This window comes from Ruegeria lacuscaerulensis (assembly GCF_013034745.1).
GTDB classification, from domain to species: domain Bacteria; phylum Pseudomonadota; class Alphaproteobacteria; order Rhodobacterales; family Rhodobacteraceae; genus Ruegeria; species Ruegeria lacuscaerulensis_B.
Map to the genome: position 1 here is coordinate 223631 of NZ_WQGP01000008.1, position 22869 is coordinate 246499.

The window sequence follows — 22869 nt, forward strand, 5'->3', positions numbered from 1 at the left end:
ACAACACGGAGGAAGTAGATGTCGATAAAGGACCCGTTTACGGACTTGGACATAAAAACGGCGGATAGCGGTTTTTATGAAAACAACAGCGTACCGATTGCGCTAATCAGTAAAGGCATCATGGTTGCGCTGGTGCTGTGGGCTTTGGTGTTCCCGGCCAATGCCAACAGCACTCTGGGCAGCTGGAACTCTCAAATCTTGGAAGTGTTCAACAGCTTCTACATCATCATCGTTGGCTTGTTTTTCTTCTTCCTGGCGGTCATTGCGATTCTTCCTTCGACGGGCAAGCGCGTAATGGGTCAGCCAGGCGAAAAGCCCGAGTTCTCGAATTTCTCCTGGTTCTCGATGATGTTTGGCGCCGGTCTGGGTGTGGGTCTGATGGTGTTCGCCACAGCCGAGCCTCTGGGCCTGTGGGGTTCGAACCCCGTTGTGGTTGCGGGCGACGTCCCGGGTAACGTGCCAGATGCTGTGCAGTCGGCTTATCGCTACACCTATCTGCATTATGGTTTCCACGCCTGGGCAATCTATGTGGTGACCGGCCTATCGTTGGCCTACTACGCGTATACACGCAACATGCCATTGACCATCCGCGCGGCGCTGACGCCGCTGTTCGGCAAGCTGATGAACGGCTTCTTGGGTCACGTGGTTGACGTGCTGGGCGTGGTCGCGACCATCTTGGGTGTGTCGGTGACGATCGGGTTTGGCGTAAGCCAGTTCATCGATGGGCTGTACGCAATTACCGGTATGGAATGGATTATGGACTTGGGCGGCGAGGTTCCGACACCATCGAAAGTGGGTCTGATCTCGGGTCTGGCTGTCATCATGGGGCTGTCGATCATCTCGGCGGTGTCGGGTGTCGGCCGGGGCGTTAAATATCTGTCGAACCTGAACCTTGTTCTGTCGATCATCCTGCTGGGTACGTTCGTTGTGTTTGGCTCGTTTGTCTTCGCGATGACCACCTATGGTACGGCAATGGTCGACTATATCCTGCACTTCGTATCGCTGAGCTTTGGTGCCTATGGCCCGCTTTCAGCTGAAGCTTTTGCAGCGGCCTTGCCGGCCGAGGCGCAGGCCCATGCGGATGCGCTGATGGGTGGTGCGACGAATGCTTGGGGCAGCTTTGACGGCTTCAAGAGCGGTCTGGAAGGCGCAGCGGCTGAGCTGGACGAAGCGACGCTGGCCGCAGCCTATGCTGCAGGTGAGCAGGGCCGTCAGTTCGGCTGGCAAGCCGGCTGGACCACGTTCTACTGGGCTTGGTGGATCGCCTTCTCGCCCTTCGTGGGCCTGTTCCTGGCGCGTATCTCCAAGGGTCGCTCGGTGCGTGAGTTCATCCTGGGCTGTGTGTTCGCACCGGCGCTGGTGTGCTTTGCATGGATGACCGTTCTGGGTGGTACCGCGATTGATCTGGAATTGGCTGGTGCAGCGGAAGGCGCGATCATCGGTGCGTCGAATACCAACAAGCTGTTCGTGACCCTGTCCTACATGATTGACGGCGGTCTGCTGTCGATGCTGAACGTGATGTGCGTAATCCTGATCATGACCTTCCTGGTGACCTCTGCGGACTCGGGTATTCTGGTTATGAACACGATCATGTCGGGCGGCAGCCAAGAGACTGGCATTAAGCACCGTATTATCTGGGGTCTGATCCTGACGGCTGTGATCGGTACGCTGATCCTGGCGGCTGGTGACAACAACCCGCTGGATGCGCTGCGCAACGCAATGATCATCGGCGCGTTGCCCTTCACCATGGTGATGGGGCTGATGATGGTGGCGCTGGCCAAGGCATTGTTCCGCGACGGTCTACGCGACAAGAGCGAAGTGGCGCAGGCGGCTGAATAAGCCTCCATTGCTCAAGATAAGACGCGCCGCCCCAAATTGGGGCGGCGTTTTTCATGTCACGACCTCACTCAAGGCCGTGAAAAAGTGGAACGAAACAGGCGGATGTGCCTGTCGTTGACAGGCGATCTGGCAAAGCAGCGACCTCTGTGGTGCAGCTTTTCAGACGGTTTCTGAAACTGATGAAAGATCTGCATGCGGGGGGAGCTGGCCTGCCCTTGGGCGAGTCGGGCTTGGCAGGCGCTCACCCCCTATTCCCGCTCGTACCCCCTCGTTACAACAATACTGGTCAACTGAATTGCGGGATTGATCATCAGTATCCGGCGAAATGGGCAGAACTATTGTCAGAACATGTCCATTTTAAGAGCCAATTTGGAAACAAATTGCAGAATTGCCTTAATTTGTTGTGCGACATGAAATCTACTTGGTGGGAATTGACCGACGTCTGATGCAGCTAATGTTTGCGTTAAATGCCTTTCTGTGACATTTTCGTGAAGACAGTCATTTAACACTTTAGGGAATTTTTGGCGAAAAATCACAATCGAATGTTTTTGGATGTACCCATGTCTTCAGCAGGAGTTAGAGCTGGAGGACGATTATGAACTTAGGAACCGCTGGTACCGCTGTCCCGTCTGCTTTGATCGCTGCGTCTGTGACGTCGCGCGAGGCACAGATTTGCCGAGCCTCTCAGGCGGCTGAGGCAGCTTTCGAACGGATTGCACAGACAGCGAGGGTCACCCAAGAGCACCCGACCGAGTTCCAGGATCGGGTGTTTTCGATTTTTCGTTGGTATTTCCTATCGGCCTTTTGTACCCGGCTTTTGTCGGGCGCGGCGCACAGGATGGAACATCAGACTCTTCAGATGTCGATGGATATCATCAGCGCTGTCAAAATGGTTTTGTCTGATCACGAGGTCGAAAAAGCTATGACCCTGGTTCAGAAGGAACAAACCTGCCCGACCGAAGTGCGCGCAAATGGCATTGGTGCCCGAGGCCATATGGTGGGCTGGGTCGCGGCAGGATTGCATAAGAAAGGCCGTGACTTTCCCAAAGAGATCGAGAGCGCTCTGGCCGGTGCTTTGGCCGCATCCGGGCGCCTGAACTAGACTGGTTCTTCAGGTCCGGGTTGCGGTTCCGAACGGCAGAGAAAGCGTGCGGTTCAACACTCGATCGGGAACTTTGATCAGCCATTGGAGTCTTGATCCTGTCAGCACTTTACAGAAGACGATTCCGAACACTAGCGCCGCCAGAACCGAAAGCGGGATCACCACCAGCGGCTCGGTAATACCCAAAATTTTGGATAGAATGATGCGCGTCCCTGCCACGGGAAGGAAATGGGTGAGGTAGATATACAGGCTGAAACTTCCGATTGTAACCAACCACTTGGCCTTGCCCGCGTTCGAGGCCAGAACTACCGTTCCAATGATTGCCGAGGCGGACAGGGCCGATAGGGAAAAGTAGACCAGAGGAAGTTTCTCGAATCCTCCCGACAGCGCAGCGATGCTGAGCCCGAGGAACCCGATCCACAATGCGATCACCGGTAGCGCGCGCGCCTTGACCGCCGAAGATCTGATCCATTCAGACGCATATACTCCGATCGCGAAATAGACGAACAGCTTGGCCAGTTTATCGGCGATGACGACCACGCCTTCGGGCCAGACATTCAGCAGGAACTGCGCCTGTATGATGGCCGCAAACCCGACAATATAGACCGGGGGAACGCCGCGCAGCAGGCGCAATATTACGAAAGACAGCATGAGGGCGTACAGAAACCAGATCGTCGGCAGCGGGTCCCAGGGAATTATCAGGATTTCCCACCAATAGGTGGTCGAATTGGTAATAGCGTTCAGTCCAAACCGAAAGGTGAAGATGATCATGGACCACAGAAGGTAGAAATAGAGGAAATAGATCACCTTGCCGCGGATGAACTTGTCTGCGGGGCCGTCGATAGCCTTTTTGGCAAACAGCCCGGCTACCAGAAAGAACAGGGGCATGCGCACGGGATCGAGGCTGTAGTTGAAGGTTCTGATCCATTCGGGGAAGGTCGGGTCGAACCGGAACCCGGCGATAGAATGGTGTAGAACCACGAAAATGATCGTCAGGCCTTTTACCGCATCAATCCAGCCCAAGCGCCCTGCCAATGATTGCGTTGGGGCCGCGTTGCTATTGTCGGAACGAATATCAGTCACTCTTTAACTCCCGAACCTGCACACAAGGTTACAGAGAAATGCCACCTGAAATGGGAAGCTTATGAACACAATGGCGAAGGGTCCCATGCCGCGTTGGGCCGAGTCAACACTGTTGGTGCCGAGGGCAATTGGCCAGCGGCGCCGCAGCAGCGAGACGAGTATTGAAAATCAGTAATTTGGGAATGGTGCTGCTGGAGAGAATTGAACTCTCTACCTCTCCCTTACCAAGGGATATATATGGACCAATACGAATAGTTACGGATTACTAACCCTTTGTAAATGCGTTAAATATGGTCCAAATCGGTCTAAACCGATGTGTTCCGAAACGTGTTCCGAAGCCCGATTTTCGGGGTAAATGTTCCGAAATTGTCCCGAAATATTTGGGACCAAACCGAGCCATATACGGGCGGATCAAAGGCCGCTCAGACGAGAGGAAATTGGACGATGAAAATAGCAACGGAAGCGCAGCGCCAGAGGTTGGCGGTTCGGCGCGACCCATACTTTGAAGACATGGGCGGCAAACTTCACCTTGGCATCTACCGGGGTGAGAAGGGCGACAAGTGGGTGGCCCGCATTCCGCATCCAACCGGAAAGAGCCGTTACCTGAAACACTCACTGGCAGACGCGACACCGACGCCCGGTGGTCTGACCTTCGCCGAGGCTGCGTCCCGCGCAGAGCAGTGGCAAAAGGAAGCCATCGAATCGGCGCGCGCATCCGCTGTCAAAGCGGAGCAGGTGACCGTCGAGCAGGCGGTTGATCATTGGTATGATCAATTGATGGGTGACCGCTCCGACAAGAGCCAAACCACGACGACCAAAAACTGGAGGTCATTCGCTGATCGGGTGAAGCGGTTCTTTGGTCCAGACACGCCGCTTGGCGATGTTACCAAGGCGCAGTGCCACGAATTCAGGGACACGCCTGTTCGAGGTGACACGCGCGCCAAGTCGTCAGGCGATAAGGAATTGGGGTTGCTGAAAGCAGCGTTTAATCTGGCCGTGACAGACCTGAAGCACACCGGCAATAGCGAGTGGGTGGCGGCTGAGAAGCACGGCAATAAGAAGACCGAAGCAGAAAAGGCTGACACGATGAGTGTCGATGAAATGGAGAGCGGTGGACGTGCCATGTCGATGGCGGAGGTTCGGAAGCTGATCAAAGCCGCCGAGACGTTCTCTCCTGCTTACGCGACCTATTTGCGGGCAGCGGTATATACACTGCAGCGCCCGCAGGAATTGCGCATGTTGGACGTGTTCGATTTCTCATCAAACCGAAGGGTGGTCCGTTACCGGTACGGAAAGAACCGCCGCCACAGCGGTCCAAAGACCTGCCAGCTATTCGATAAGGCTCACGCGCTGTTTGCCGATCTAACGTCCGGCAAGCAGCCAAACGATCCGATCCTGACCAACGATGCCGGGGAGCGATGGGGGGAGGGCTTTCAGGTTGATCCGTTCTATCGCGCCTTGGCGTTGACCAACATCGATCCCGATGGGTTGCGTCCTTACAGCATCCGCCACAGTGCAATCACTTGGGCCATTCAGACAGCGCGGATCGATCCGATGACGGTTGCGGCCATCGCGGACACGTCGGTGGACATCATCGTGAAACACTATTTCAAGCCCACCAAGGAACTCGGTGCCGGGTTCCCGGCTTAAGAGTCTGATGGGCTTGAGCCTGCCTCCGCCGCCGCTTTTCGAAGTTGCGAAACCCGTGCTGCGCTGATGCCGAGCCTTTGACCGATGTTTCGCGTCGATGGCTTCAATCCCTGCTCCTCCAATTCCGCAGCCGTTTTTTCTACATTTTCAAGCGTAACCGGTCCTCGGGGTCTGCTGTCTACCAGCAAGTCCCTGCGCATTTCGCTCATGTGTTCGATTTCCGAAAACAGCCGCAATCGCTGCTCCAAGAAGAACTGCAGCCCGCGCAACTCCTGAAGGGCTGTCTCTAGGGCCACTTCCCGGTGTCCGCCGCGCGCGTTTTCCAGTTTGCGATAGGCTGCATCCAGCGTCTCGCGCTGTGTTGCCTCGCCTTTTTTCATTTCCTTCAACTGAGCGCGGTACATCTCCAGCAGGTCGTCCGCAAAGCTGACTACGTTTGCTGTCTCACTCATCTGGTCACCATTCCATTCCCAAATTGATCCACAACGGACGGTACAGGCGTTTAAATCTGTCCGCAACCGCCCGTAAAGGTAATTTACAGAAAATAGTGTTTGACGAAACACTTTTTCCGGTCAAACGTAAATCAAAACGTAAATTACTTAACAATGGGAGAACGGACGATGACGCAGGAGAAAGAGCCACTGGCCCTGATCGGATACACGGAATTCATGGAAACGCGCCTTAAAATCAAGAGCAGAACGACGCAATGGGAACTCCGACGCTCAGGCTTGCTGGGCATCCGGGTAGTCATGGTGGGCGGGCGTCCTTCCATTACGAACCATGACGCCGACATGGTGGTCGAGAAGATTGCCAGCGGTGAAATTGACATTTCTCGGCAAACCATCCTTGCAGAGTTGGCAAGGTAGGAAGGCGAGAAAACCGCCGCCTAAACTGTTCAATGCTTTACAAATCGCATCGCCAAAACGACTGATTTTGAGCGAACGGAGAAGGCATGACTTGGGGGGAGCGATGCCGGACGAAATGTGGAAATCGATTGTCGGGGTGCCGGGCTACCGGGTGAGCAACACAGGCAAGATTTGCAACGTCAAAGGCGAACCTTTGAAGCTGCAGGTCAAAAAGGAAGGCTACCTGACCGTGATGATTGGGTCGCGAACCGACCGAACACGCAAGCGCCGCTTAGTTAATCGCATCGTTTGCGAAGCCTTCCACGGCCCGCCACCATCGCCAAAGCACCAAGCCGCGCACAACAACGGCGATCCGAGCGATAACCGGGCCGAAAACCTGCGCTGGGCGACACCTGCGGAAAACACGCGCGATAAGTACCGACACGGCACCATTCGCTACGGCTACGACAACCCATCGACCCGAGTGAACCCTTACAAAATCGAAGTCGCTCTAGCCGCTATGAAGGCCGGAGTTTCCAAACTGACCATAGGTTCGGCGTTGGAAATTTCAGACGTGACGGTTGGGCTAATCGAGCGCGGGCAGGTCTTGTCAGAAGAACTTGTCTTGAGGCAGGCAGGACGGTTGCGTAGCTTTTGCCCATGACCAAACCTGCCTCTTTCAAGTACTTCAAAACCAGTCCCGAGGTCATCCGCCTTGCGGTGATGCTGTACATCCGTTTCCCGCTCTCGCTTCGAAATGTCGAAGATCTGTTGCACGAGCGAGGCATCGACGTGAGCCACGAAACCGTCCGATATTGGTGGAACAGGTTTGGTCCAATGTTTGCAGCTGAGATCCGACGGAAGCGTGTGCAGCAGCTGCGCGCGTTCTCGAAATGGAAGTGGCACGTGGACGAGGTTTTCGTAAAGGTGAATGGCAAGCGACATTATCTGTGGCGTGCAGTAGATCACGAAGGTGAAGTGCTGGAAGCCGTAGTCACCAAGCGCCGAAACAAGGCTGCAGCACTAAAATTCCTCAGGAAATTGATGAAACGGCACGGTTGCGCCAAGGAGGTCGTCACAGATCGCTTCGCTTCCTACAAGGCTGCGCTCAGAGAAATAGGCGCGTTCGAAAAACAACAGACGGGCAGGTGGCTCAACAACCGCGCCGAGAATTCACACCTGCCGTTTCGACGACGCGAACGCGCGATGCAGCGTTTCAGGCGCATGCGAAGTCTACAGAAATTCGCCTCCGTCCATTCCTCCGTCTACAATCACTTCAACCAGGAAAGATCGCTAGCCAGTCGAGACACCTTCAAGCTGACCCGCGCCGCCGCTCTTAGCGAGTGGCGTCAGCTTTGTTCCGGATAGGTTCGCGGTTTCCGCGGCAAACTGAGACTGGTTCGAATTCGTCTGACAGCACCCTGCGGTGAAACTTTCAGCGAAAATCCAAGTAGGCAACCTTACCAACGTCAACGGATATTGCCGGTCATGTCACATCAATCTCTGCGCCAGTACCGCAGCCTGCCTTCGTTGCAGGATGACTGGGGCGCGGTTTTTGAGTGGCTTTACAAGCACGGGGTCGAGCCGCCAGACCATCCCCTGCCGACTGAGCCTGAATTGAAAGGCCCGGTGGGGCATCAGTGAGTTTTAGAGCTAGGTCATGGACCTATACGGGCGGATTCGGATCAAACTAATTAGTGTTTACGGTCAAACCCTCAGATGTTCCGAAAAGCGTTCCGAAAAAATCAAGCCAGATCGTCGCAGGCAATTTTATCTTTTATTTTCTGGGTTTTATGGTGCTGCTGGAGAGAATTGAACTCTCGACCTCTCCCTTACCAAGGGAGTGCTCTACCTCTGAGCTACAGCAGCGCTGTGGGCGGGTGATTAGACTCAAACGAAACGCGGCGCAAGGGTGTCTGGACGGTTTTTTTCGCCTCCTGTAGAGAAAGATCATGACGGAAAAAAATTCACCAAAAAAACAAGGCAAACCCATTGATGCGCGCGAAGAGCGGCTGAAGGCCGCGCTGAAGGCAAACATGGCGCGGCGCAAGGCGCAGGCCAAGGCGCGGGCGGTCGCTGGGGGCAAGGCCGATAAGGACGAGGGATAAGAGCAAATGGATTCGATTCTGGTAACGGGTAACGGGCCGCTAAACGGTCAGATCCCGATTGCAGGGGCTAAAAACGCGTGTTTGACGCTGATGCCCGCAACGCTGCTCAGCGATGAACCGCTGACGCTGACCAACGCGCCGCGTCTGAGCGATATCAAGACCATGACCGCCCTACTGCAATCGCTGGGGGCCGAGGTGTCGTCGTTGCAGGACGGGCAGGTGATTGCCATGTCCAGCCATGATCTGACCAGTCAGACGGCGGATTATGACATCGTGCGCAAGATGCGGGCCTCGAACCTTGTGCTGGGGCCTTTGCTGGCGCGGTTCGGGCAGGCGGTCGTGTCGCTGCCCGGTGGCTGTGCGATCGGTGCGCGCCCGATGGATCTGCATGTGGAAGGGCTTGAAGCGCTGGGCGCCGAGATCGAGCTGAAAGACGGATATCTGCACGCCAAGGCCCCCGGTGGGTTGAAAGGCGCGGTGCATGAGATGCGTTTTGCCTCGGTCGGGGCGACTGAGAACATTGTGATGGCGGCCACGCTGGCCAAAGGTACCACCGTCCTGAAAAACGCAGCGCGCGAGCCCGAGATCGTCGATCTGGTCGAATGCCTGCGCAAGATGGGCGCGCAGATTTCAGGCGAGGGGAGCTCGACCATCGAAATTCAGGGCGTCGACCGTTTGCACGGCGCGACCCATCAGGTTGTCACTGACCGGATCGAACTGGGCACCTATATGCTGGCCCCGGCGATCTGCGGCGGTGAGGTCGAGTTGCTGGGAGGGCGGATGTCGCTGGTTGCGTCCTTTGCCGAAAAGCTGGAAGCAGCGGGTGTCAGCGTGACGGAAACCGCAAATGGTCTGATGGTCGCGCGCAAGAACGGGCGTGTTCGGTCGGTGGATGTGGTCACGGAACCCTTCCCCGGTTTCCCCACGGATTTACAGGCGCAAATGATGGCGCTGATGTGTACTGCCGAAGGTGTGTCCGTTCTTGAAGAGCGTATTTTTGAGAATCGCTTTATGCACGCCCCTGAACTGGTACGAATGGGGGCCAATATCGAGGTACATGGCGGCACGGCCACGGTAACGGGCGTCGAACGTTTGAAAGGCGCGCCTGTGATGGCGACCGATCTGCGGGCCTCGGTCTCGCTGATTCTGGCCGGTTTGGCGGCCGAAGGTGAGACGACGGTTAGCCGGGTCTATCATCTGGATCGTGGCTATGAACATGTGGTGCGCAAGCTGGAAGGCGTGGGTGCAAAGATTGAACGGATCAAAGGCCAATGACAGACGCAAGTTTCCATGACGGGCGCGAGGCCCCGCTGAATCTTGGTGCCGAGGATGCAGATGACCTGCAGGTGATCTCGACCCTGACACAGGACGCGGTGTTTCCCATAACCGAGATGACTTGGCGGCCATCCCAACGCCGCTTTGGCTTGCTGTTGAACCGCTTTCGGTGGGAGGACAAAGACGCCGCCACCCTGCGCGACCGCCCGTTTGAGCGGGTACAGTCGGTGCTGGTGTTCGACTCGGTGCTGTCGGTGGCAAGTCAGGGGATCGACCGCAGCGACAAGGACATGGTGATGTCCCTCTTGTCGATTGATTTTGAGCCGGGCGAAGATGGGGCGGGCCGCGTGGTGCTGACTCTGGCCGGGGATGGCGCGATCCGATTGCTGGTCGAGGCTGTGGATGTGTCCCTCAAGGACGTCACGCGGCCCTATCAGGCACCGTCTGGGCAGGCGCCGCATCATCCGGAATAAACGGGGCATAGCGCAGGCGTTTTCCGGGCCTTCCACAGGGCTGGTCCTGCGCCGTGCGACCGTGTTCGATGTGTTCCAGATGAGCCGCGCTCTGATCCGCTCGATCACCTATCTTTGTGCGGCAGACCATCACAAGCAGCCCGCGCTGCTGGCGGCCTGGACGGCCAACAAGGACCCTCAGACGATCCGACGCTGGATACAATCCGGCGCGCAGCTTTGGCTGGCCGAGATTGACGGGCAGGTGGCCGGGGTCGGCGGGCTGCACAACCGTTCGGAAGTGTCGCTGCTCTATGTCGATCCAGCCTATGTGCGGCGTGGTGTCGGATTAGCCCTGTTGATCCGGCTGGAAAGTGAACTGGTCGATCAAGGGTGTGCGGTGGCACAAGTTTATGCCACTGCGACGGCACGGGAATTTTATCGCCGGTTCGGTTGGAAGGGCGCGGGTGAGGCCGAAGAATGGCAGGGCGTCCTGCAATTTCCGATGCGCAAATCGTTGCACCCGACCGACGAAGGGTTGAGGCCCTTCCCCTCGGGCGATATGTCCCGATGAAACGCCCCGGAGTGCAAGACGATGCCAGTTTTCCTTGAGACAAGCTCGACCGATTTCGAAACCGCCTTTGCTGCGCTGTTGTCGGCCAAGCGCGAAGACAGCCCCGACGTGGATGCGGTTGTGGCCGAGATCATTCAGGACGTGCGCGCGCGCGGCGACGCGGCGGTGATTGAGCTGACGGCCAAATTCGACCGGCTGGAACTGACCCCTGATACTTTGGCGTTTTCGGCTGATGAGATCGCGGCGGCAGTGGCTGAGGTCACGGATGAGGATCGCGCCGCGCTGGAACTGGCTGCGGCGCGCATCCGGGCCTATCACGAAAAGCAAATGCCCGCCGATCACGAATGGACGGATGAGGCCGGGGCCACGCTGGGCTGGCGTTGGTCGGCCGTGTCGGCCGCGGGGCTTTATGTGCCGGGTGGGTTGGCTTCGTACCCTTCGTCGGTCTTGATGAATGCGATTCCGGCCAAAGTGGCGGGGGTTGAGCGTCTGGCGATTGCCGTGCCCACGCCGGATGGGGTGGTGAACCCCTTGGTTCTGCTGGCCGCGCAGTTGTCGGGTGTGGATACGATCTATCGCGTGGGTGGGGCACAAGCGATTGCCGCGCTTGCCTATGGTACGGACAGCATCGCCCCGGTGGACAAGATTACAGGTCCGGGCAATGCCTTTGTCGCCGCGGCAAAGAGGCGGGTGTTTGGCAAGGTGGGTATCGACATGATCGCGGGCCCCTCCGAAATTCTGGTGATCGCCGATAAGGACAACGACCCCGATTGGATCGCGCTTGATTTGCTGAGTCAGGCGGAACATGACGAAAGTGCGCAGTCGATCCTGATCACTGATGATGCAGCTTTCGGTCGGTCGGTTGCCGCTGCCGTGGACAAGCGCCTTGAGACGCTCGAGCGCCGCGCCATCGCAGGCGCAAGCTGGCGCGATTTTGGCGCAGTGATCACCGCGCGCGATCTGGATGAGGCCGCCGCGCTGTCGAACCGTATCGCCCCAGAGCATCTTGAACTCTGCATTGCCGACCCTGTGGCGCTGAGCGCAAAAACCGTCCACGCAGGCGCCATCTTTCTGGGCCAATACACGCCCGAGGCCATCGGCGACTATGTTGGCGGCCCCAATCACGTGCTGCCCACCGCGCGCTCGGCGCGGTTTTCTTCGGGGCTGAGCGTGATGGATTTCCTCAAACGCACCACGCTGTCCCAGATGACCCCCGCTGCGCTGCGCGCCATCGGTCCTGCTGCGGCGCAACTGGCGCGGTCTGAAAGCCTTGAAGCTCATGGCCTGTCCGTCACGGCCCGGCTGGATCGTCTGAACGACTAAAGGCGCGAACCAACAGATATCAGGTGGAGGGCAGTTTGGAGCGCGTAGCAACCTTGTGGATCGGCAAACGGTTCAGCTTTCTCGAGCACCTGTGCCTTAAATCCTTCGCGGATGTGGACCAGACGCCCATCGTCTATCACTACGGCGATCTCGAGGATATCCCGGACTATATCGAGGCCCGCGATGCGCGGGAAATCTTTGACACACCCGAGATCTACCGCGACCCGATCATGCGCTCGGTGGCAGTCCACGCCGATCTGTTTCGCCTGAAACTGATGCAGCAGACCGACTATATCTGGGTGGACGCGGATGCCTATGCGGTACGGCCGTTCGAGACCCGTGACGGGTATTTGTTTCCCAAAGCCAATCTGGCACGGCAGCGGATGATGAACGGGGTTGTGGCTCTGCCCAGCGACAGCCCGGCTTTGAAGAAGATGTGCGATTTCGCTTTCGACAGCGACCTCGTGCCGTTCTGGTGGTCGGATGACAGAAAGCACGCCTATCGGGACATTTACGGGCAATCCACCTACTGGAGCCTGCCTTTGTCAACGCTTGGGCCGCCGCTGTTTTTCCACAGCCTTTATGGGACGCCGGAGCATGACATGAGCTTGCCGAGAGTCGAGCTTTACGCCGTTCCACTCCGGCATCGCGGTCTGTGGAACGAGCCTGATATGTCCAAGCTGGAATTTCTGGATTGGCAAAGCAAAATGTCCATCCATTTCTTTGGGTCGTGGTTTCGAAAGATATTCAAGGACCGAGAGATCAATTCCGGATCTTTGGTCGACACCTTGTTGCGCAAACATGCGATTGACCCGTCCCTGTATCCGCTGTGACAAAAGCCACAGGGCCGCGTTGCTCATTCAATTTTCTTGCTATAAGTCTGACCCGACCTGAATGGACCACGTACGCATGACCCGCATTTCGCACATAGAACTGGATGACCGAAACCTGCCCCCGCCGACGCCCGAGATCGAGCAGGAGCGCAAGGTCGCGATCTATGATCTGCTGGAGGAGAACTCCTTTGCGCTGCCCGCGCGCGACGATCGCGTGGTGCCTGACGGCCCCTATCATCTGCAACTGTCCATCCGGGACAAACGGCTGGTTTTCGATATCGCCACCGAGACCGAGGAAAAAGCCGCCGAATTCCACCTGTCGCTGGGCCCGTTCAAGCAGGTGGTAAAAGACTATTTCCAGATATGCGAAAGCTATTTCGACGCAGTGAAATCGCTGCCACCCAGTCAGATCGAAACCATCGATATGGCGCGGCGGGGCATTCACAACGAAGGCAGCCGGGTCCTGCAAGATAGGCTGGAAGGCAAGGCCGAAATTGACACCGACACCGCCCGCCGCCTGTTCACGCTGATTTGCGTATTGCACTTTGGGGGCTGACGGGTGACGTCTCTGCCGCAGTCCATTCTGTTCTGTTGCGACCACAACTCGGTTCGGTCCCCGATGGCCGAAGGCATCATGAAAAAGTTCTACGGCACCGGTACCTATGTGCAATCTGCCGGTGTCCATAACGATCTGGAGATCGACGGTTTCTGCGTCGCCGTCTGCCAGGAAATCGGCGTTGAGCTTTCGCGACACAGGTCGCGTTCCTTCGACGAGATGCAGGAATGGGGCGATGACCTCAGCTCGTTCGACCTGATCGTCGCGTTGTCACCCGCCAGCCAAAGGCGAGCGTTGGATTTGACCCGTATTTTTCATCTGGATGTCGATTATTGGCCAATAATGGACCCTACCGGACTGGGCGAAAGTCGTGAAGACAAGCTAACGCACTACCGACAGACCCGCGATCAGATCATCAAACATCTGAAGGACCGCTGGGGCGAACCAACGGAGTGACCATGAACCAGACCGTCGAAACCTATTTCAAAGCCTTCAACGCAGGTGACGTTGATGGCATGTTGGCCTGCCTGTCCGACGACGTGGCCCATCATGTAAACGAAGGGCAGATTCGTGTCGGCAAAGAGAAATTCGCCGCCTTCTGCGCCCACATGAACCGCTGCTACCGTGAAAACCTGACCGACATCGTGGTGTTCGACGCCCAAGGCGGCACTCGTGCGGCGGCCGAGTTCATCGTGAATGGTACCTATCTGGAAACAGATGAGGGTTTGCCCGAGGCGCATGGTCAGACCTACCGCCTGCCCGCCGGATCGTTTTTTGATCTGCAAGACGGCAAGATCACTCGCGTGACCACCTTTTACAACCTGGCCGACTGGACCAAACAGGTGTCCTGTGGCTGAGGTCACAGACGTCCGCCCCCTGACCGGAGCGGCGCTTGAGGCCGCTCTGGACGATGTGGCCCGGTTGCGCATCAATGTGTTTCACGCATGGCCCTATCTCTATGATGGGGATCTGGGCTATGAGCGGAAATACTTGCAAGCCTACCGCGACAGTGCCCGATCCATCGTGGTAGGGGCCTTTGACGGTGACCGTCTGATCGGGGCCTCAACCGGTGCGCCTCTGGCCGATCATGCCGAAGATTTTGCTGCGGCCTTTCACGGGTCAGGCGTGGATTTGTCGGATGTTTTCTATTGCGCCGAATCTGTTCTGCTGCCGGACTACCGGGGGCAGGGTGTTGGTCATAAATTCTTCGATCAACGCGAAGCCCACGCGCGCGCTTTGGGCTTTACGAAATGCGCCTTTTGCGGTGTGCAGCGCCCTGTCGACCATCCGATGCGACCAGAAAGCTATAGGCCTTTGGATGCGTTCTGGCGGGCACGCGGGTATCAACCCTTACCCGGTGTCGTGGCGCAGTTTTCGTGGAAGGATATCGGAGAAGACGGCGAGACGCAGAAACCGTTGCAGTTCTGGATCAGGGATCTGAACGCGTAGCTGCGCCTTTCGGTCTCAGCGTGTCTGTTTGCGGCTGAGAAGGCCGTACTTCACCGCCCATCCGCGAAAGGACCGGCGTTTGGGTTTTTCCAGTCGAACCTCGGATTTTGTCTGTGCCCCGCCTTTGCGATTGAATTCGAACACGTCAATGACACGCTCAGCGCAGCCGCAGGCCTCGCCCATACCGACCTTGGCGAAATAGAACTTTTCGAAGCTTTCGGGGTTTTGCATGGTGATCCTCCTGACCCTATTGAACCAAGTCTGGGCCGGTAAGCCAATTCACTTTCCCGTCGGATCTCGGCCGGGTCTATACATATCGCGCGATCCTGTCCTAGGGTCGCTCCAATCCAATGCTGAAGGACGCAGCCCATGAAAGTCGCAACCGCCGCCTATGACCTCGACTGGCTCGACAGTTGGGCGCAGTATGAGGATAAGCTGAACCGCTGGGTCAGCGAGGCCGCCGGGCAGGGGGCCGAGTTGCTGGTCTTTCCCGAATATGGCGCGATGGAGCTGTCTACGTTGGACGGGGCCGATGTGGCAGGTGATCTGGAACGTTCGATCCGCGCGGTGTCGGATCGGATGGCAGATGCGCAGGCCCTGCATCAACGGCTGGCGCGCGAATATGGCACCTATATTCTGGGCGCGTCTGCTCCGGTTGTGGATGGGCCGGGTCGCCCGGTGAACCGCGCGGCGCTTTATGCGCCCGATGGCCAGCAGGATCACCAAGACAAGCAAATCATGACCCGGTTCGAGCGCGAGGCTTGGGATATCGCTCCCGGCGGCCCGCTGAAACTGTTCGACACCAAACTGGGCAAGATCGGCGTTCTTATCTGCTATGACAGTGAGTTTCCCCTGCTGGGCCGCGCGCTGAGTGACGCGGACCTGATCCTTGTACCTTCATGCACCGAGGCGCTCTCAGGCTATTGGCGGGTGCGGATCGGCGCGATGGCGCGCGCGCTGGAAAACCAGTGTGTGACGGTCATGGCGTCTCTGGTCGGCAGCAACGCGTGGTCCGAGGCCGTGGATACGAACACTGGCACGGGCGGTATCTTCGGCCCGCCCGACAAAGGCTTCCCCGGCACCGGCGTATTGGCCGAAGGACAGTTGAACCAACCCGGCTGGACTTACGCCGATATCGACTTGTCGGCCATTGCAGAGGTCCGCGCCGATGGCCATGTGCTGAACCGAACCCATTGGGATGAGCAAACGCCCCGAGTCGAATCGGTCACAATCTCTGCTCTTTCGTGATTCCGGCCTTGAAATAAGCCCGAAATAGGCTCATTTAAGCGCACATCCTCGCAGATTCTGCGAGTGCAACGTAAATGTGGAGACAACATGGCCAAGGAAGATACGCTCGAATTTCCCGGTGTCGTGAAGGAACTCCTGCCTAATGCGACGTTTCGGGTCGAGCTGGAAAACGGCCATGAGATCATCGCACATACGGCAGGCAAGATGCGCAAGAACCGCATCCGTGTTCTGGCTGGCGACAAAGTTCAGGTCGAGATGACCCCCTATGATCTGACCAAGGGTCGGATCAACTATCGCTTCAAGTAACGCCTTTTCTCATGGCGTTTATCCTCGGATCGGGCAGTCCAAGGCGGCTGGACCTGTTGGCTCAGCTTGGCGTGCAGCCCGATGCGATCCGCCCCCCTGACATCGACGAAACGCCCCTGAAGGGCGAACTGCCGGTTCCCTATTGCAGCCGTATCACGCGCGAAAAAGTTCAGGCGGTGCAAGCGGATAGCGATGACGTTACCCTCTGCGCGGATACCACTGTGGCGCTGGGCCGTCGTATTCTGGGCAAACCCGAAAACGCAGGCCAGGCGGCTGAGTTTCTGCATGCGCTGTCCGGGCGTCGCCACCGGGTGATCACCTCGGTCGCGGTGCGACGCGGGGATCAGGTGCTGCAACGCGACGTGGTCTCACAGGTCAAGGTCAAGCGCCTGTCGGATGTTGAGATTAACGCCTATCTGGCGACCGGAGACTGGCAGGGCAAGGCGGGCGCATACGCTATCCAAGGCCCCGCTGGCGCGTTCATCCCGTGGATTTCGGGCTCGTTCACCGGTATCGTCGGTCTGCCCTTGTCTGAAACCGCCGCCCTTTTGCAAGGTATCGGCTATCCCCTGTATCGTGAGGCGTCATGAAGGGTCGCACTATTGTTCTGGATCACATCAACGACCGCGAGGCGGCCGCGTTGATGGTCGACGGCAAGTTGGATGATTTTCTGATCGCCGCCGATGCGCCTGCACCGGGCACAATCTACCGCGCCCGCGCGGATCGGCCCGTGAAAGGGCAGGGCGGCATGTTCCTGTCGACACCCGACGGCCCGGCGTTTCTGCGGCAGGTCAAGGGCCTCGCCCCCGGTGCCCTGATTCTTGTGCAGGTGACGGGTTATGCCGAGCCGGGCAAAGCCCTGCCCGTGACCGACCGTGTTCTGTTCAAAAGTCGCTACGCTATTGTCACCCCCGACGCGCCCGGTCTGAACATCTCGCGCTCGATCCGCGACGAGGATGAGCGTGACCGCCTGCTTGAGATAGCGCATGAGGTGATGGACGGCAGCGATTACGGCCTGATCCTGCGCTCGTGCTGCGCTGGTGAGGATGCGGGCGAGATTGCCGAAGATATCAGCGCCATGCTGGCCCATGCCGACGCTGTGATGAACGACTCTGGAACCGAGCCGGAACTGCTGCTTGAAGGCGACGGCCCTCATGTTCTGGCCTGGCGTGACTGGACCGACCCGGCCGAGGTCGAAACCCGCGCAGGCAGTTTTGGCACCCATGGCGTGCTGGAGGCATTGGACACGGCCCGCAGCGTTTCTGAGCCTTTGCCCGGCGGAGGGCACCTCTACATTCAGCCCACCCGCGCGCTGGTCGCCGTCGACGTCAATACCGGTGCTGACACATCCTTGGCCGCTGGAACCAAGGCCAATTTCGCCTGTGCCAAAACGTTGGCGCGCGCCTTGCGGGTACGCGGGTTGGGCGGGCAAATCACGCTCGATCTGGCGCCAATGCCCAAGAAGGACCGTCGAGGGTTCGAGTCCGCTCTGCGCGCCGCCTTCAAGTCCGACCCGATCGAAACCACACTGGCAGGCTGGACGCCATTGGGGCATTTCGAATTGCAGCGCAAACGGGCCCGGCTGCCGCTGAGCGAGGTGTTGAAATGAGCTGTCCGATCTGCGGTGAAGACACTGTTGCCACGTACCGCCCGTTTTGCTCGAAGCGCTGCGCGGATGTCGATCTTGCCAAGTGGCTGAACGGTTCTTACGCGGTGCCGTCGCAACGTGAAGAGAACGCTGAGGCGGATGCCGAAGTCGACGAAACCGGTCATTCGCGTCCGCATTGAAAAAATGTAAAAAAGGCTCTGGACACTGCCAGTAGCAAGTCATAGAACGCCTCCACCCAACGGCAGTCGCCGTTCCCGTGCCCGGGTAGCTCAGGGGTAGAGCAGTGGATTGAAAATCCTCGTGTCGGTGGTTCGATTCCGCCCCCGGGCACCACTTCAAAATCCAGCAGTGTCCAGAAACGTCCAAGTATCTGTAAACACTGGATACCGAGTCCAGTAGTGTCCAGTCAAAACCGGTGACAGCCGGAAAAGTTGGGGGTATATTAAAGGGTATGTGCAATTCGATTCCGGATTTTGCCAGTGCCCCTTTCCGACGTCGCCATCCGCAACCTCAAGTCCCGGGACAAGCCCTACAAGGCCAGCGACTCACATGGGCTTTACCTCCTGGTAAATCCAACGGGATCAAGGCTTTGGCGTTTCAAGTACCGGTTCAACGGGAAGGAGAAACTCCTCGCGCTCGGAAGCTACCCGCTCGTCGGCCTCAAGCTCGCGCGTGAAAAACGTGACGATGCGCGGCTTTTGCTGGTCGAGGGGTATGATCCCTCGGTTGAAAGGCAGCGTAGAAAGCGCCAGGAATTCCTCGAAAAAGGCATCTCGTTTTCGGATTTGGCAGCGGAATATCTTGATAAACTGAAACGCGAGGGCAGGGCGGCGCAAACCCTGAAGAAACTAGAGCGGATCGTGTCGCTAGCCGAGGCACGCCTCGGGGACATGGAGGTGAAGGAGATCGAGACGCAAGACATCCTGGCCTGCCTCCGTGTCGTCGAAGCAGATGGGAAGTTTGAAACTGCCAACCGGCTTAGATCGACGATTGGTGCGATCCTTCGTTACGCCATCGCAACGGGGCGGGCCACGACCGACCCGACACAAGCCCTGAAAGGCGCCTTAATCAGTCCGAGGAAGAAACATCGTTCCGCCCTAATCGACAAGCGCGAAATTGGCGCGTTGATGCGGGCCATCGACGCCTATTCTGGTGAACCAAAAACGGTCATCGCGCTGAACCTCCTGGCACTTCTCGCGCAGCGACCCGGTGAGTTGCGTCTTGCTTGCTGGGACGAGTTCGATCTTGAAGAAGCTACATGGCGGATCCCAGCGGAGCGGATGAAAATGCGGCGGCCGCACCGTGTGCCACTGCCGCGGCAAGCGGTGGAACGCTTGCGCGAATTGCAGCGTTATCGTCATAAGAGCGACCTGCTGTTCCCGTCCACCCGGGATTGGAAAAAGCCGGTCTCAGACAACACCTTCAACCAGGCCATTCGGCGGATGGGCTTCGATAAGGACAAGGTCACGGCGCATGGGTTCCGGGCAACCTTTTCGACGCTGGCGAACGAATCCGGAAAGTGGAACCCGGACGCGATTGAGCGGGCGCTGGCGCATGTCGAGGGTAACGATGTGCGCCGGGCATATGCACGCGGCGAGCACTGGGACGAACGGGTTGATATAGCTCAGTGGTGGGCAGACCAATTGGATCTGTACCGCGATCTCGCTTAGTCATAGTGGGGAAGCTTTAGGTGCCAAGCAAGCAAAACGGGTCCAAAATCCTCAGCCTTCAGTCCCGAGCCAGGGCGGTGCTAGACCACTCAGGGCTGCATTTGGTCGAAGGTGTGCAACTTGACCAGTTCTCAAGTGTTCTTTCCCAGTTGATAACCGAAGTAACCATATTGTCACTGTCGGTTCGGCCGAAAGGAAAACGGGCCGGCAAGATAGAGCAACTGGGCAAGGCTTATGAGACATACTTACGGTTGGCCGAGGCATTGCGGGAAGATGGTTTCTACCCGCCGTTGCCTCCCGTCGCGCTTCGTCGGGACATCGAACGGTGGATCGCTGATATGCGCCGCCTGATCGATGCGCCCGGCGCCGATCACTCGCGCCGCGGACCTCTGTATGCTTTTTACCCACGCATCACGGGTCTCTTTTACGCGGCCTTCGAAGAGGAACCGACGACCTGGTGCAGTGACGACGGCAACGGGTCGCGCCTCGTCGAGTTCGCCTATCATTCCATCGCTTTCGCGCGAGAAACCGTCGATCTGCCGGCCTTGGCAGGGGGAGTGCGTGCGCAGTCTGGTGCCTTGACCAATCCATGGCGTCAGAGATCAAGGGCAGCCATCCATGAGAACCTGAAAAAGGCTCTTGAAATGGAAGTGGTCCCTGAGACGAAGGAAGGAGGTCTGACCTTGCCTGACTGGGTAACCTACTACGGATATTTTTATGACTTCCTTAAAAGGTAGGAGTATTATGGGGAGAACTCGTACGCGTTTTTGATCCAGTCCTTCCCTAAACTGTCCAAGAATGTCCCGGCATGCTCCTAGTTGGCCAACAATGGCCAGTTTCACGAGGAGTTACGATGTTGAGAATAGTCCCAACAGTATCCAAACCTTGGCTGGAATGTCCCCCAACCGGCCGCTTACTGCGCCCAGATGAAGTATTCCAACGCACAGGGCTGAGCCGGTCTCAAGTCTATGCCATGATTGCGGAAGGTGATTTTCCACCTTTTCTCAAGGTATCGGCACGGGCGGCGGCGTTACCTGAATCCTGGCTGGATTGTTTCGTTCAAGACCGAGCCAAGACTGCTCTTAAATCGTCTGCGTTAGCCGATCGATTAAGAAACAAGCTGGCTAAATGAGTGTCGACTCGACCCTTTGAAATAAGATTGGGTGCGTCCAGTTCAGTTGAGCGTAAGGAAAGGATCAACAATATCCCCTAGCGCTCCTTCACCGGGTCGGTTCGAAATCTCCATTCACAATCAACTCAGTTGGGACGGTTTCGTCGCCACCCGCTTCGATTAATCGCGCTTGCCCACCAAAAACAAGACGCGCGCCTTGGTTCAATCAATCAAGTTGCGCCGTGGTCTCGTGACTGGTGCACGAAGTCTTTTGACTTTGCCCATGGTGCCGCGCATTTGAAGGTTAAGAACATGAAAAACAAGAAAATCAAACTCGAGAAGGAAAGCAAGTGTTGGGATTACAATTCGTTAGAGTTGCTTGGTTTGCCAAGTCACCAATTGCCAATAGGCGAGTTGCAATTGCCAGAGAGCGTGTCGATTTCAGTCGCGCCACGTATCACTGAACGCGCACTTGTTGCTGAGGAAAAAACCCTTCATCGATGTTCTGTTGCAATTGATGGAACATAGAGTCGGCGACAAACACGGATCTTGTTTCTCACCAATTTTGTTTGAAAATGGCGTGCGGTTATCAGCCAATGCGACGAAGTGCGAGCTTCCCACATTTGATTGTGATCGCGGTGATACGAAAGAGGAAATTGCAGCAAGTTGTTTTAGCTTGGGTTACGCCGCCGTTATTGTCTCTACGCATTCGCACGGATCAACGACTTTGGAAGTTGCGCAATCTGAATGGAACCGATTTCGTGGAAAATTCCCTGAAGGTTCGGCGGAGCAATATCTTCAACAAAAAAAGTACCGCGAGTGCGTCTGGTCCGAAGCGGAAGTGGTCGGATCACCAGAGAACCCCAAAGTTCAGACGCTCTCTGGAGAACCCCATATAACAATTCGTCATGCTCCGTGTTCGAAGTACCGGGTCTTTTTAATAGCCAGAAAACCGTGGCTAAGCAGCAAATTCGACACTCACAATCAAGCGGCCGCAGTATACAAGGCAGGACTAATACAGTTGGCCAAGCAACTGGGCATCGAGGCGGATCCAAGCTGTTTTGATCTTGCTAGGGCATTTTACTTTCCACGCCACATTAATGGCGCCCCCTTTGAAGCGTGGTTTGTTGCTGGCGGCACGGTGGATATTTGGTCTAGTGATGCCATTGCAGACAGCCATGCTGTCGCACCGAGAAATTCCTCAGATACGCCAAGACCAACACCAAGCGGCAGAAACGAACGCATATCAATAGCCCCCGAGATCGTTGAGGATGCTGTTCGAACGATCAAAAATGACGGGCGTTTCGATTGGAATGGATGGTACCGCGTTGTTGCGGCAATCCACTACTTCTTCGGTGGCGATGGCCGTGGCTATGACCTCGCGGAAGAGTTCAGCGACGCATGGACAGAGGGCGCTCATAATCCAAATGAACTGGGACGTATCTGGTCAGGGTTTTCGTCTGAGGACCGTCCAAACATGGCGCGTGTGGGGACGCTCTTTCACTATGCTAAACGAGATGGATGGGTCTTACCCAATTTGTCGCTTTGCTCCCACTTGGGGCCGCATGGTGACGGGTGGAATGGGGCCAAGTTTGCCGAACAACACCATAATCGCCTGCTTTTTGTGGAAGCATCTGGACAATGGCTTGAATGGTCAAATGTCAGGTGGAAAGTGATCACGCGTTCATACGTCACCGGACTTGCGCGTAGTTGTGCTCAGCGTTTGTATCGTGAGCGCAAAGAAGATTTTTCAGAAAACGGTGCCGATGATGCTCGCTTGCTCGTGGATGGCCTGATTTGACTGGTCCGACTTGATTGTTAGTGCATGACTGGCCTCGG

General features: G+C 57.0%; 30 protein-coding genes and 2 tRNA genes. 28 read left to right on the forward strand and 4 right to left on the reverse strand.

The window, feature by feature from the left end; translation table 11 throughout:
* The first annotated feature begins 18 nt into the window (after positions 1 to 18).
* Both GOV79_RS17170 and GOV79_RS17175 read left to right on the forward strand, forming a co-directional pair.
* Entirely contained in the window at positions 19 to 1839 is a 1821-nt protein-coding gene (locus tag GOV79_RS17170; RefSeq protein ID WP_170790774.1) for a BCCT family transporter, read from the forward strand.
* Between the two features lie 595 nt (positions 1840 to 2434).
* Positions 2435 to 2941, forward strand: coding sequence for a hypothetical protein (locus GOV79_RS17175; protein WP_170790776.1), 507 nt, complete (start codon positions 2435 to 2437; stop codon positions 2939 to 2941).
* Between the two features lie 9 nt (positions 2942 to 2950).
* Here the strand turns inward: GOV79_RS17175 and GOV79_RS17180 are convergent, their stop codons facing one another.
* Entirely contained in the window at positions 2951 to 4024 is a 1074-nt protein-coding gene (locus GOV79_RS17180) for an acyltransferase family protein (RefSeq protein WP_170790778.1), read from the reverse strand.
* Positions 4025 to 4468: 444 nt separating this feature from the next.
* Between GOV79_RS17180 and GOV79_RS17185 the strand changes: the two genes are divergently transcribed.
* Positions 4469 to 5674, forward strand: coding sequence for a tyrosine-type recombinase/integrase (locus tag GOV79_RS17185; protein WP_170790780.1), 1206 nt, complete (start codon positions 4469 to 4471; stop codon positions 5672 to 5674).
* Here GOV79_RS17185 and GOV79_RS17190 read toward each other — a convergent pair.
* Positions 5671 to 6237, reverse strand: a complete 567-nt coding sequence (locus GOV79_RS17190) for a hypothetical protein (protein ID WP_170790781.1) — start codon at positions 6235 to 6237, stop codon at positions 5671 to 5673. The genes GOV79_RS17185 and GOV79_RS17190 overlap by 4 nt on opposite strands.
* 57 nt (positions 6238 to 6294) lie before the next feature.
* On the opposite strand from GOV79_RS17190, the gene GOV79_RS17195 reads away from it, so the two are divergent.
* The 4 genes from GOV79_RS17195 (at position 6295) to GOV79_RS17210 (ending at position 8163) form a co-directional block, all read left to right on the forward strand.
* Positions 6295 to 6540 carry a hypothetical protein gene (locus GOV79_RS17195; protein ID WP_170790782.1) on the forward strand — a complete coding sequence of 82 codons (246 nt, stop codon included), beginning with the start codon at positions 6295 to 6297 and terminating at the stop codon, positions 6538 to 6540.
* Positions 6541 to 6643: 103 nt separating this feature from the next.
* Positions 6644 to 7183 (forward strand): HNH endonuclease, encoded by a 540-nt coding sequence (locus GOV79_RS17200; protein WP_170790783.1) that lies wholly within the window; start codon positions 6644 to 6646, stop codon positions 7181 to 7183.
* Positions 7180 to 7887 carry an IS6 family transposase gene (locus GOV79_RS17205; RefSeq protein ID WP_010442732.1) on the forward strand — a complete coding sequence of 236 codons (708 nt, stop codon included), beginning with the start codon at positions 7180 to 7182 and terminating at the stop codon, positions 7885 to 7887. Before GOV79_RS17200 ends, GOV79_RS17205 begins: the two co-directional genes overlap by 4 nt.
* Before the next feature lie 120 nt (positions 7888 to 8007).
* Positions 8008 to 8163: a hypothetical protein gene (locus GOV79_RS17210; protein ID WP_170790785.1), complete on the forward strand. Its 156-nt coding sequence runs from the start codon at positions 8008 to 8010 to the stop codon at positions 8161 to 8163.
* A 150-nt stretch (positions 8164 to 8313) separates the two neighbouring features.
* Here the strand turns inward: GOV79_RS17210 and GOV79_RS17215 are convergent.
* A tRNA-Thr gene (locus tag GOV79_RS17215) sits at positions 8314 to 8388 on the reverse strand.
* 83 nt (positions 8389 to 8471) lie between these two features.
* On the opposite strand from GOV79_RS17215, the gene GOV79_RS17220 reads away from it, so the two are divergent.
* From GOV79_RS17220 to GOV79_RS17265, 10 genes are all read left to right on the forward strand, one after another.
* Positions 8472 to 8627, forward strand: a complete 156-nt coding sequence (locus tag GOV79_RS17220) for a hypothetical protein (protein WP_170790787.1) — start codon at positions 8472 to 8474, stop codon at positions 8625 to 8627.
* 6 nt (positions 8628 to 8633) lie between these two features.
* Positions 8634 to 9902 (forward strand): UDP-N-acetylglucosamine 1-carboxyvinyltransferase, encoded by a 1269-nt coding sequence (murA, locus tag GOV79_RS17225; protein ID WP_170790789.1) that lies wholly within the window; start codon positions 8634 to 8636, stop codon positions 9900 to 9902.
* Positions 9899 to 10375 (forward strand): DUF2948 family protein, encoded by a 477-nt coding sequence (locus tag GOV79_RS17230; protein ID WP_170773990.1) that lies wholly within the window; start codon positions 9899 to 9901, stop codon positions 10373 to 10375. The genes murA and GOV79_RS17230 overlap by 4 nt, the downstream gene beginning before the upstream one ends.
* A gap of 79 nt (positions 10376 to 10454) precedes the next feature.
* Positions 10455 to 10925: a GNAT family N-acetyltransferase gene (locus GOV79_RS17235; protein WP_237218049.1), complete on the forward strand. Its 471-nt coding sequence runs from the start codon at positions 10455 to 10457 to the stop codon at positions 10923 to 10925.
* 21 nt (positions 10926 to 10946) lie between these two features.
* Complete coding sequence (gene hisD / locus GOV79_RS17240) at positions 10947 to 12248, forward strand: histidinol dehydrogenase (RefSeq protein ID WP_170790792.1); 1302 nt, start codon at positions 10947 to 10949, stop codon at positions 12246 to 12248.
* A 35-nt stretch (positions 12249 to 12283) separates the two neighbouring features.
* Entirely contained in the window at positions 12284 to 13081 is a 798-nt protein-coding gene (locus GOV79_RS17245; RefSeq protein WP_170790794.1) for a glycosyltransferase family 32 protein, read from the forward strand.
* Positions 13082 to 13157: 76 nt separating this feature from the next.
* Complete coding sequence (locus GOV79_RS17250) at positions 13158 to 13637, forward strand: UPF0262 family protein (protein WP_170786826.1); 480 nt, start codon at positions 13158 to 13160, stop codon at positions 13635 to 13637.
* A gap of 3 nt (positions 13638 to 13640) precedes the next feature.
* A complete protein-coding gene (locus tag GOV79_RS17255) occupies positions 13641 to 14093 on the forward strand; it encodes an arsenate-mycothiol transferase ArsC (RefSeq protein WP_170353273.1) in 453 nt (150 codons plus the stop codon).
* Positions 14094 to 14095: 2 nt separating this feature from the next.
* Positions 14096 to 14494 carry a ketosteroid isomerase-related protein gene (locus tag GOV79_RS17260; protein WP_170786825.1) on the forward strand — a complete coding sequence of 133 codons (399 nt, stop codon included), beginning with the start codon at positions 14096 to 14098 and terminating at the stop codon, positions 14492 to 14494.
* Entirely contained in the window at positions 14487 to 15086 is a 600-nt protein-coding gene (locus tag GOV79_RS17265) for a GNAT family N-acetyltransferase (RefSeq protein ID WP_170790796.1), read from the forward strand. Before GOV79_RS17260 ends, GOV79_RS17265 begins: the two co-directional genes overlap by 8 nt.
* A gap of 15 nt (positions 15087 to 15101) precedes the next feature.
* On the opposite strand, the gene GOV79_RS17270 is transcribed toward GOV79_RS17265, so the two are convergent.
* On the reverse strand, positions 15102 to 15317 hold the full coding sequence (locus GOV79_RS17270; protein WP_170774005.1) for a hypothetical protein: 216 nt from the start codon (positions 15315 to 15317) through the stop codon (positions 15102 to 15104).
* A 138-nt stretch (positions 15318 to 15455) separates the two neighbouring features.
* On the opposite strand from GOV79_RS17270, the gene GOV79_RS17275 reads away from it, so the two are divergent.
* From GOV79_RS17275 to GOV79_RS17325, 11 genes are all read left to right on the forward strand, one after another.
* Positions 15456 to 16334: a carbon-nitrogen hydrolase family protein gene (locus GOV79_RS17275; RefSeq protein ID WP_170790798.1), complete on the forward strand. Its 879-nt coding sequence runs from the start codon at positions 15456 to 15458 to the stop codon at positions 16332 to 16334.
* Between the two features lie 87 nt (positions 16335 to 16421).
* Positions 16422 to 16640: a translation initiation factor IF-1 gene (infA, locus tag GOV79_RS17280; RefSeq protein WP_005978431.1), complete on the forward strand. Its 219-nt coding sequence runs from the start codon at positions 16422 to 16424 to the stop codon at positions 16638 to 16640.
* Between the two features lie 11 nt (positions 16641 to 16651).
* A complete protein-coding gene (locus GOV79_RS17285; protein WP_170790800.1) occupies positions 16652 to 17230 on the forward strand; it encodes a Maf family protein in 579 nt (192 codons plus the stop codon).
* On the forward strand, positions 17227 to 18249 hold the full coding sequence (locus GOV79_RS17290) for a ribonuclease E/G (RefSeq protein WP_170790802.1): 1023 nt from the start codon (positions 17227 to 17229) through the stop codon (positions 18247 to 18249). Before GOV79_RS17285 ends, GOV79_RS17290 begins: the two co-directional genes overlap by 4 nt.
* Positions 18246 to 18428, forward strand: a complete 183-nt coding sequence (locus tag GOV79_RS17295; protein ID WP_170790804.1) for a DNA gyrase inhibitor YacG — start codon at positions 18246 to 18248, stop codon at positions 18426 to 18428. The genes GOV79_RS17290 and GOV79_RS17295 overlap by 4 nt, the downstream gene beginning before the upstream one ends.
* A gap of 79 nt (positions 18429 to 18507) precedes the next feature.
* Positions 18508 to 18582: transfer RNA gene (locus tag GOV79_RS17300), tRNA-Phe, on the forward strand.
* 146 nt (positions 18583 to 18728) lie between these two features.
* On the forward strand, positions 18729 to 19919 hold the full coding sequence (locus GOV79_RS17305) for a tyrosine-type recombinase/integrase (protein ID WP_170790807.1): 1191 nt from the start codon (positions 18729 to 18731) through the stop codon (positions 19917 to 19919).
* 20 nt (positions 19920 to 19939) lie between these two features.
* Positions 19940 to 20656, forward strand: coding sequence for a hypothetical protein (locus tag GOV79_RS17310; protein WP_170790808.1), 717 nt, complete (start codon positions 19940 to 19942; stop codon positions 20654 to 20656).
* A gap of 116 nt (positions 20657 to 20772) precedes the next feature.
* The gene (locus tag GOV79_RS17315) at positions 20773 to 21051 is read left to right on the forward strand and encodes a helix-turn-helix transcriptional regulator (RefSeq protein ID WP_170790811.1); all 279 of its coding nucleotides are present in this window, start codon (positions 20773 to 20775) and stop codon (positions 21049 to 21051) included.
* Between the two features lie 291 nt (positions 21052 to 21342).
* Positions 21343 to 21558 carry a hypothetical protein gene (locus GOV79_RS17320; protein WP_170790813.1) on the forward strand — a complete coding sequence of 72 codons (216 nt, stop codon included), beginning with the start codon at positions 21343 to 21345 and terminating at the stop codon, positions 21556 to 21558.
* A complete protein-coding gene (locus GOV79_RS17325) occupies positions 21548 to 22831 on the forward strand; it encodes a PriCT-2 domain-containing protein (protein ID WP_170790815.1) in 1284 nt (427 codons plus the stop codon). Before GOV79_RS17320 ends, GOV79_RS17325 begins: the two co-directional genes overlap by 11 nt.
* Positions 22832 to 22869: the final 38 nt, after the last annotated feature.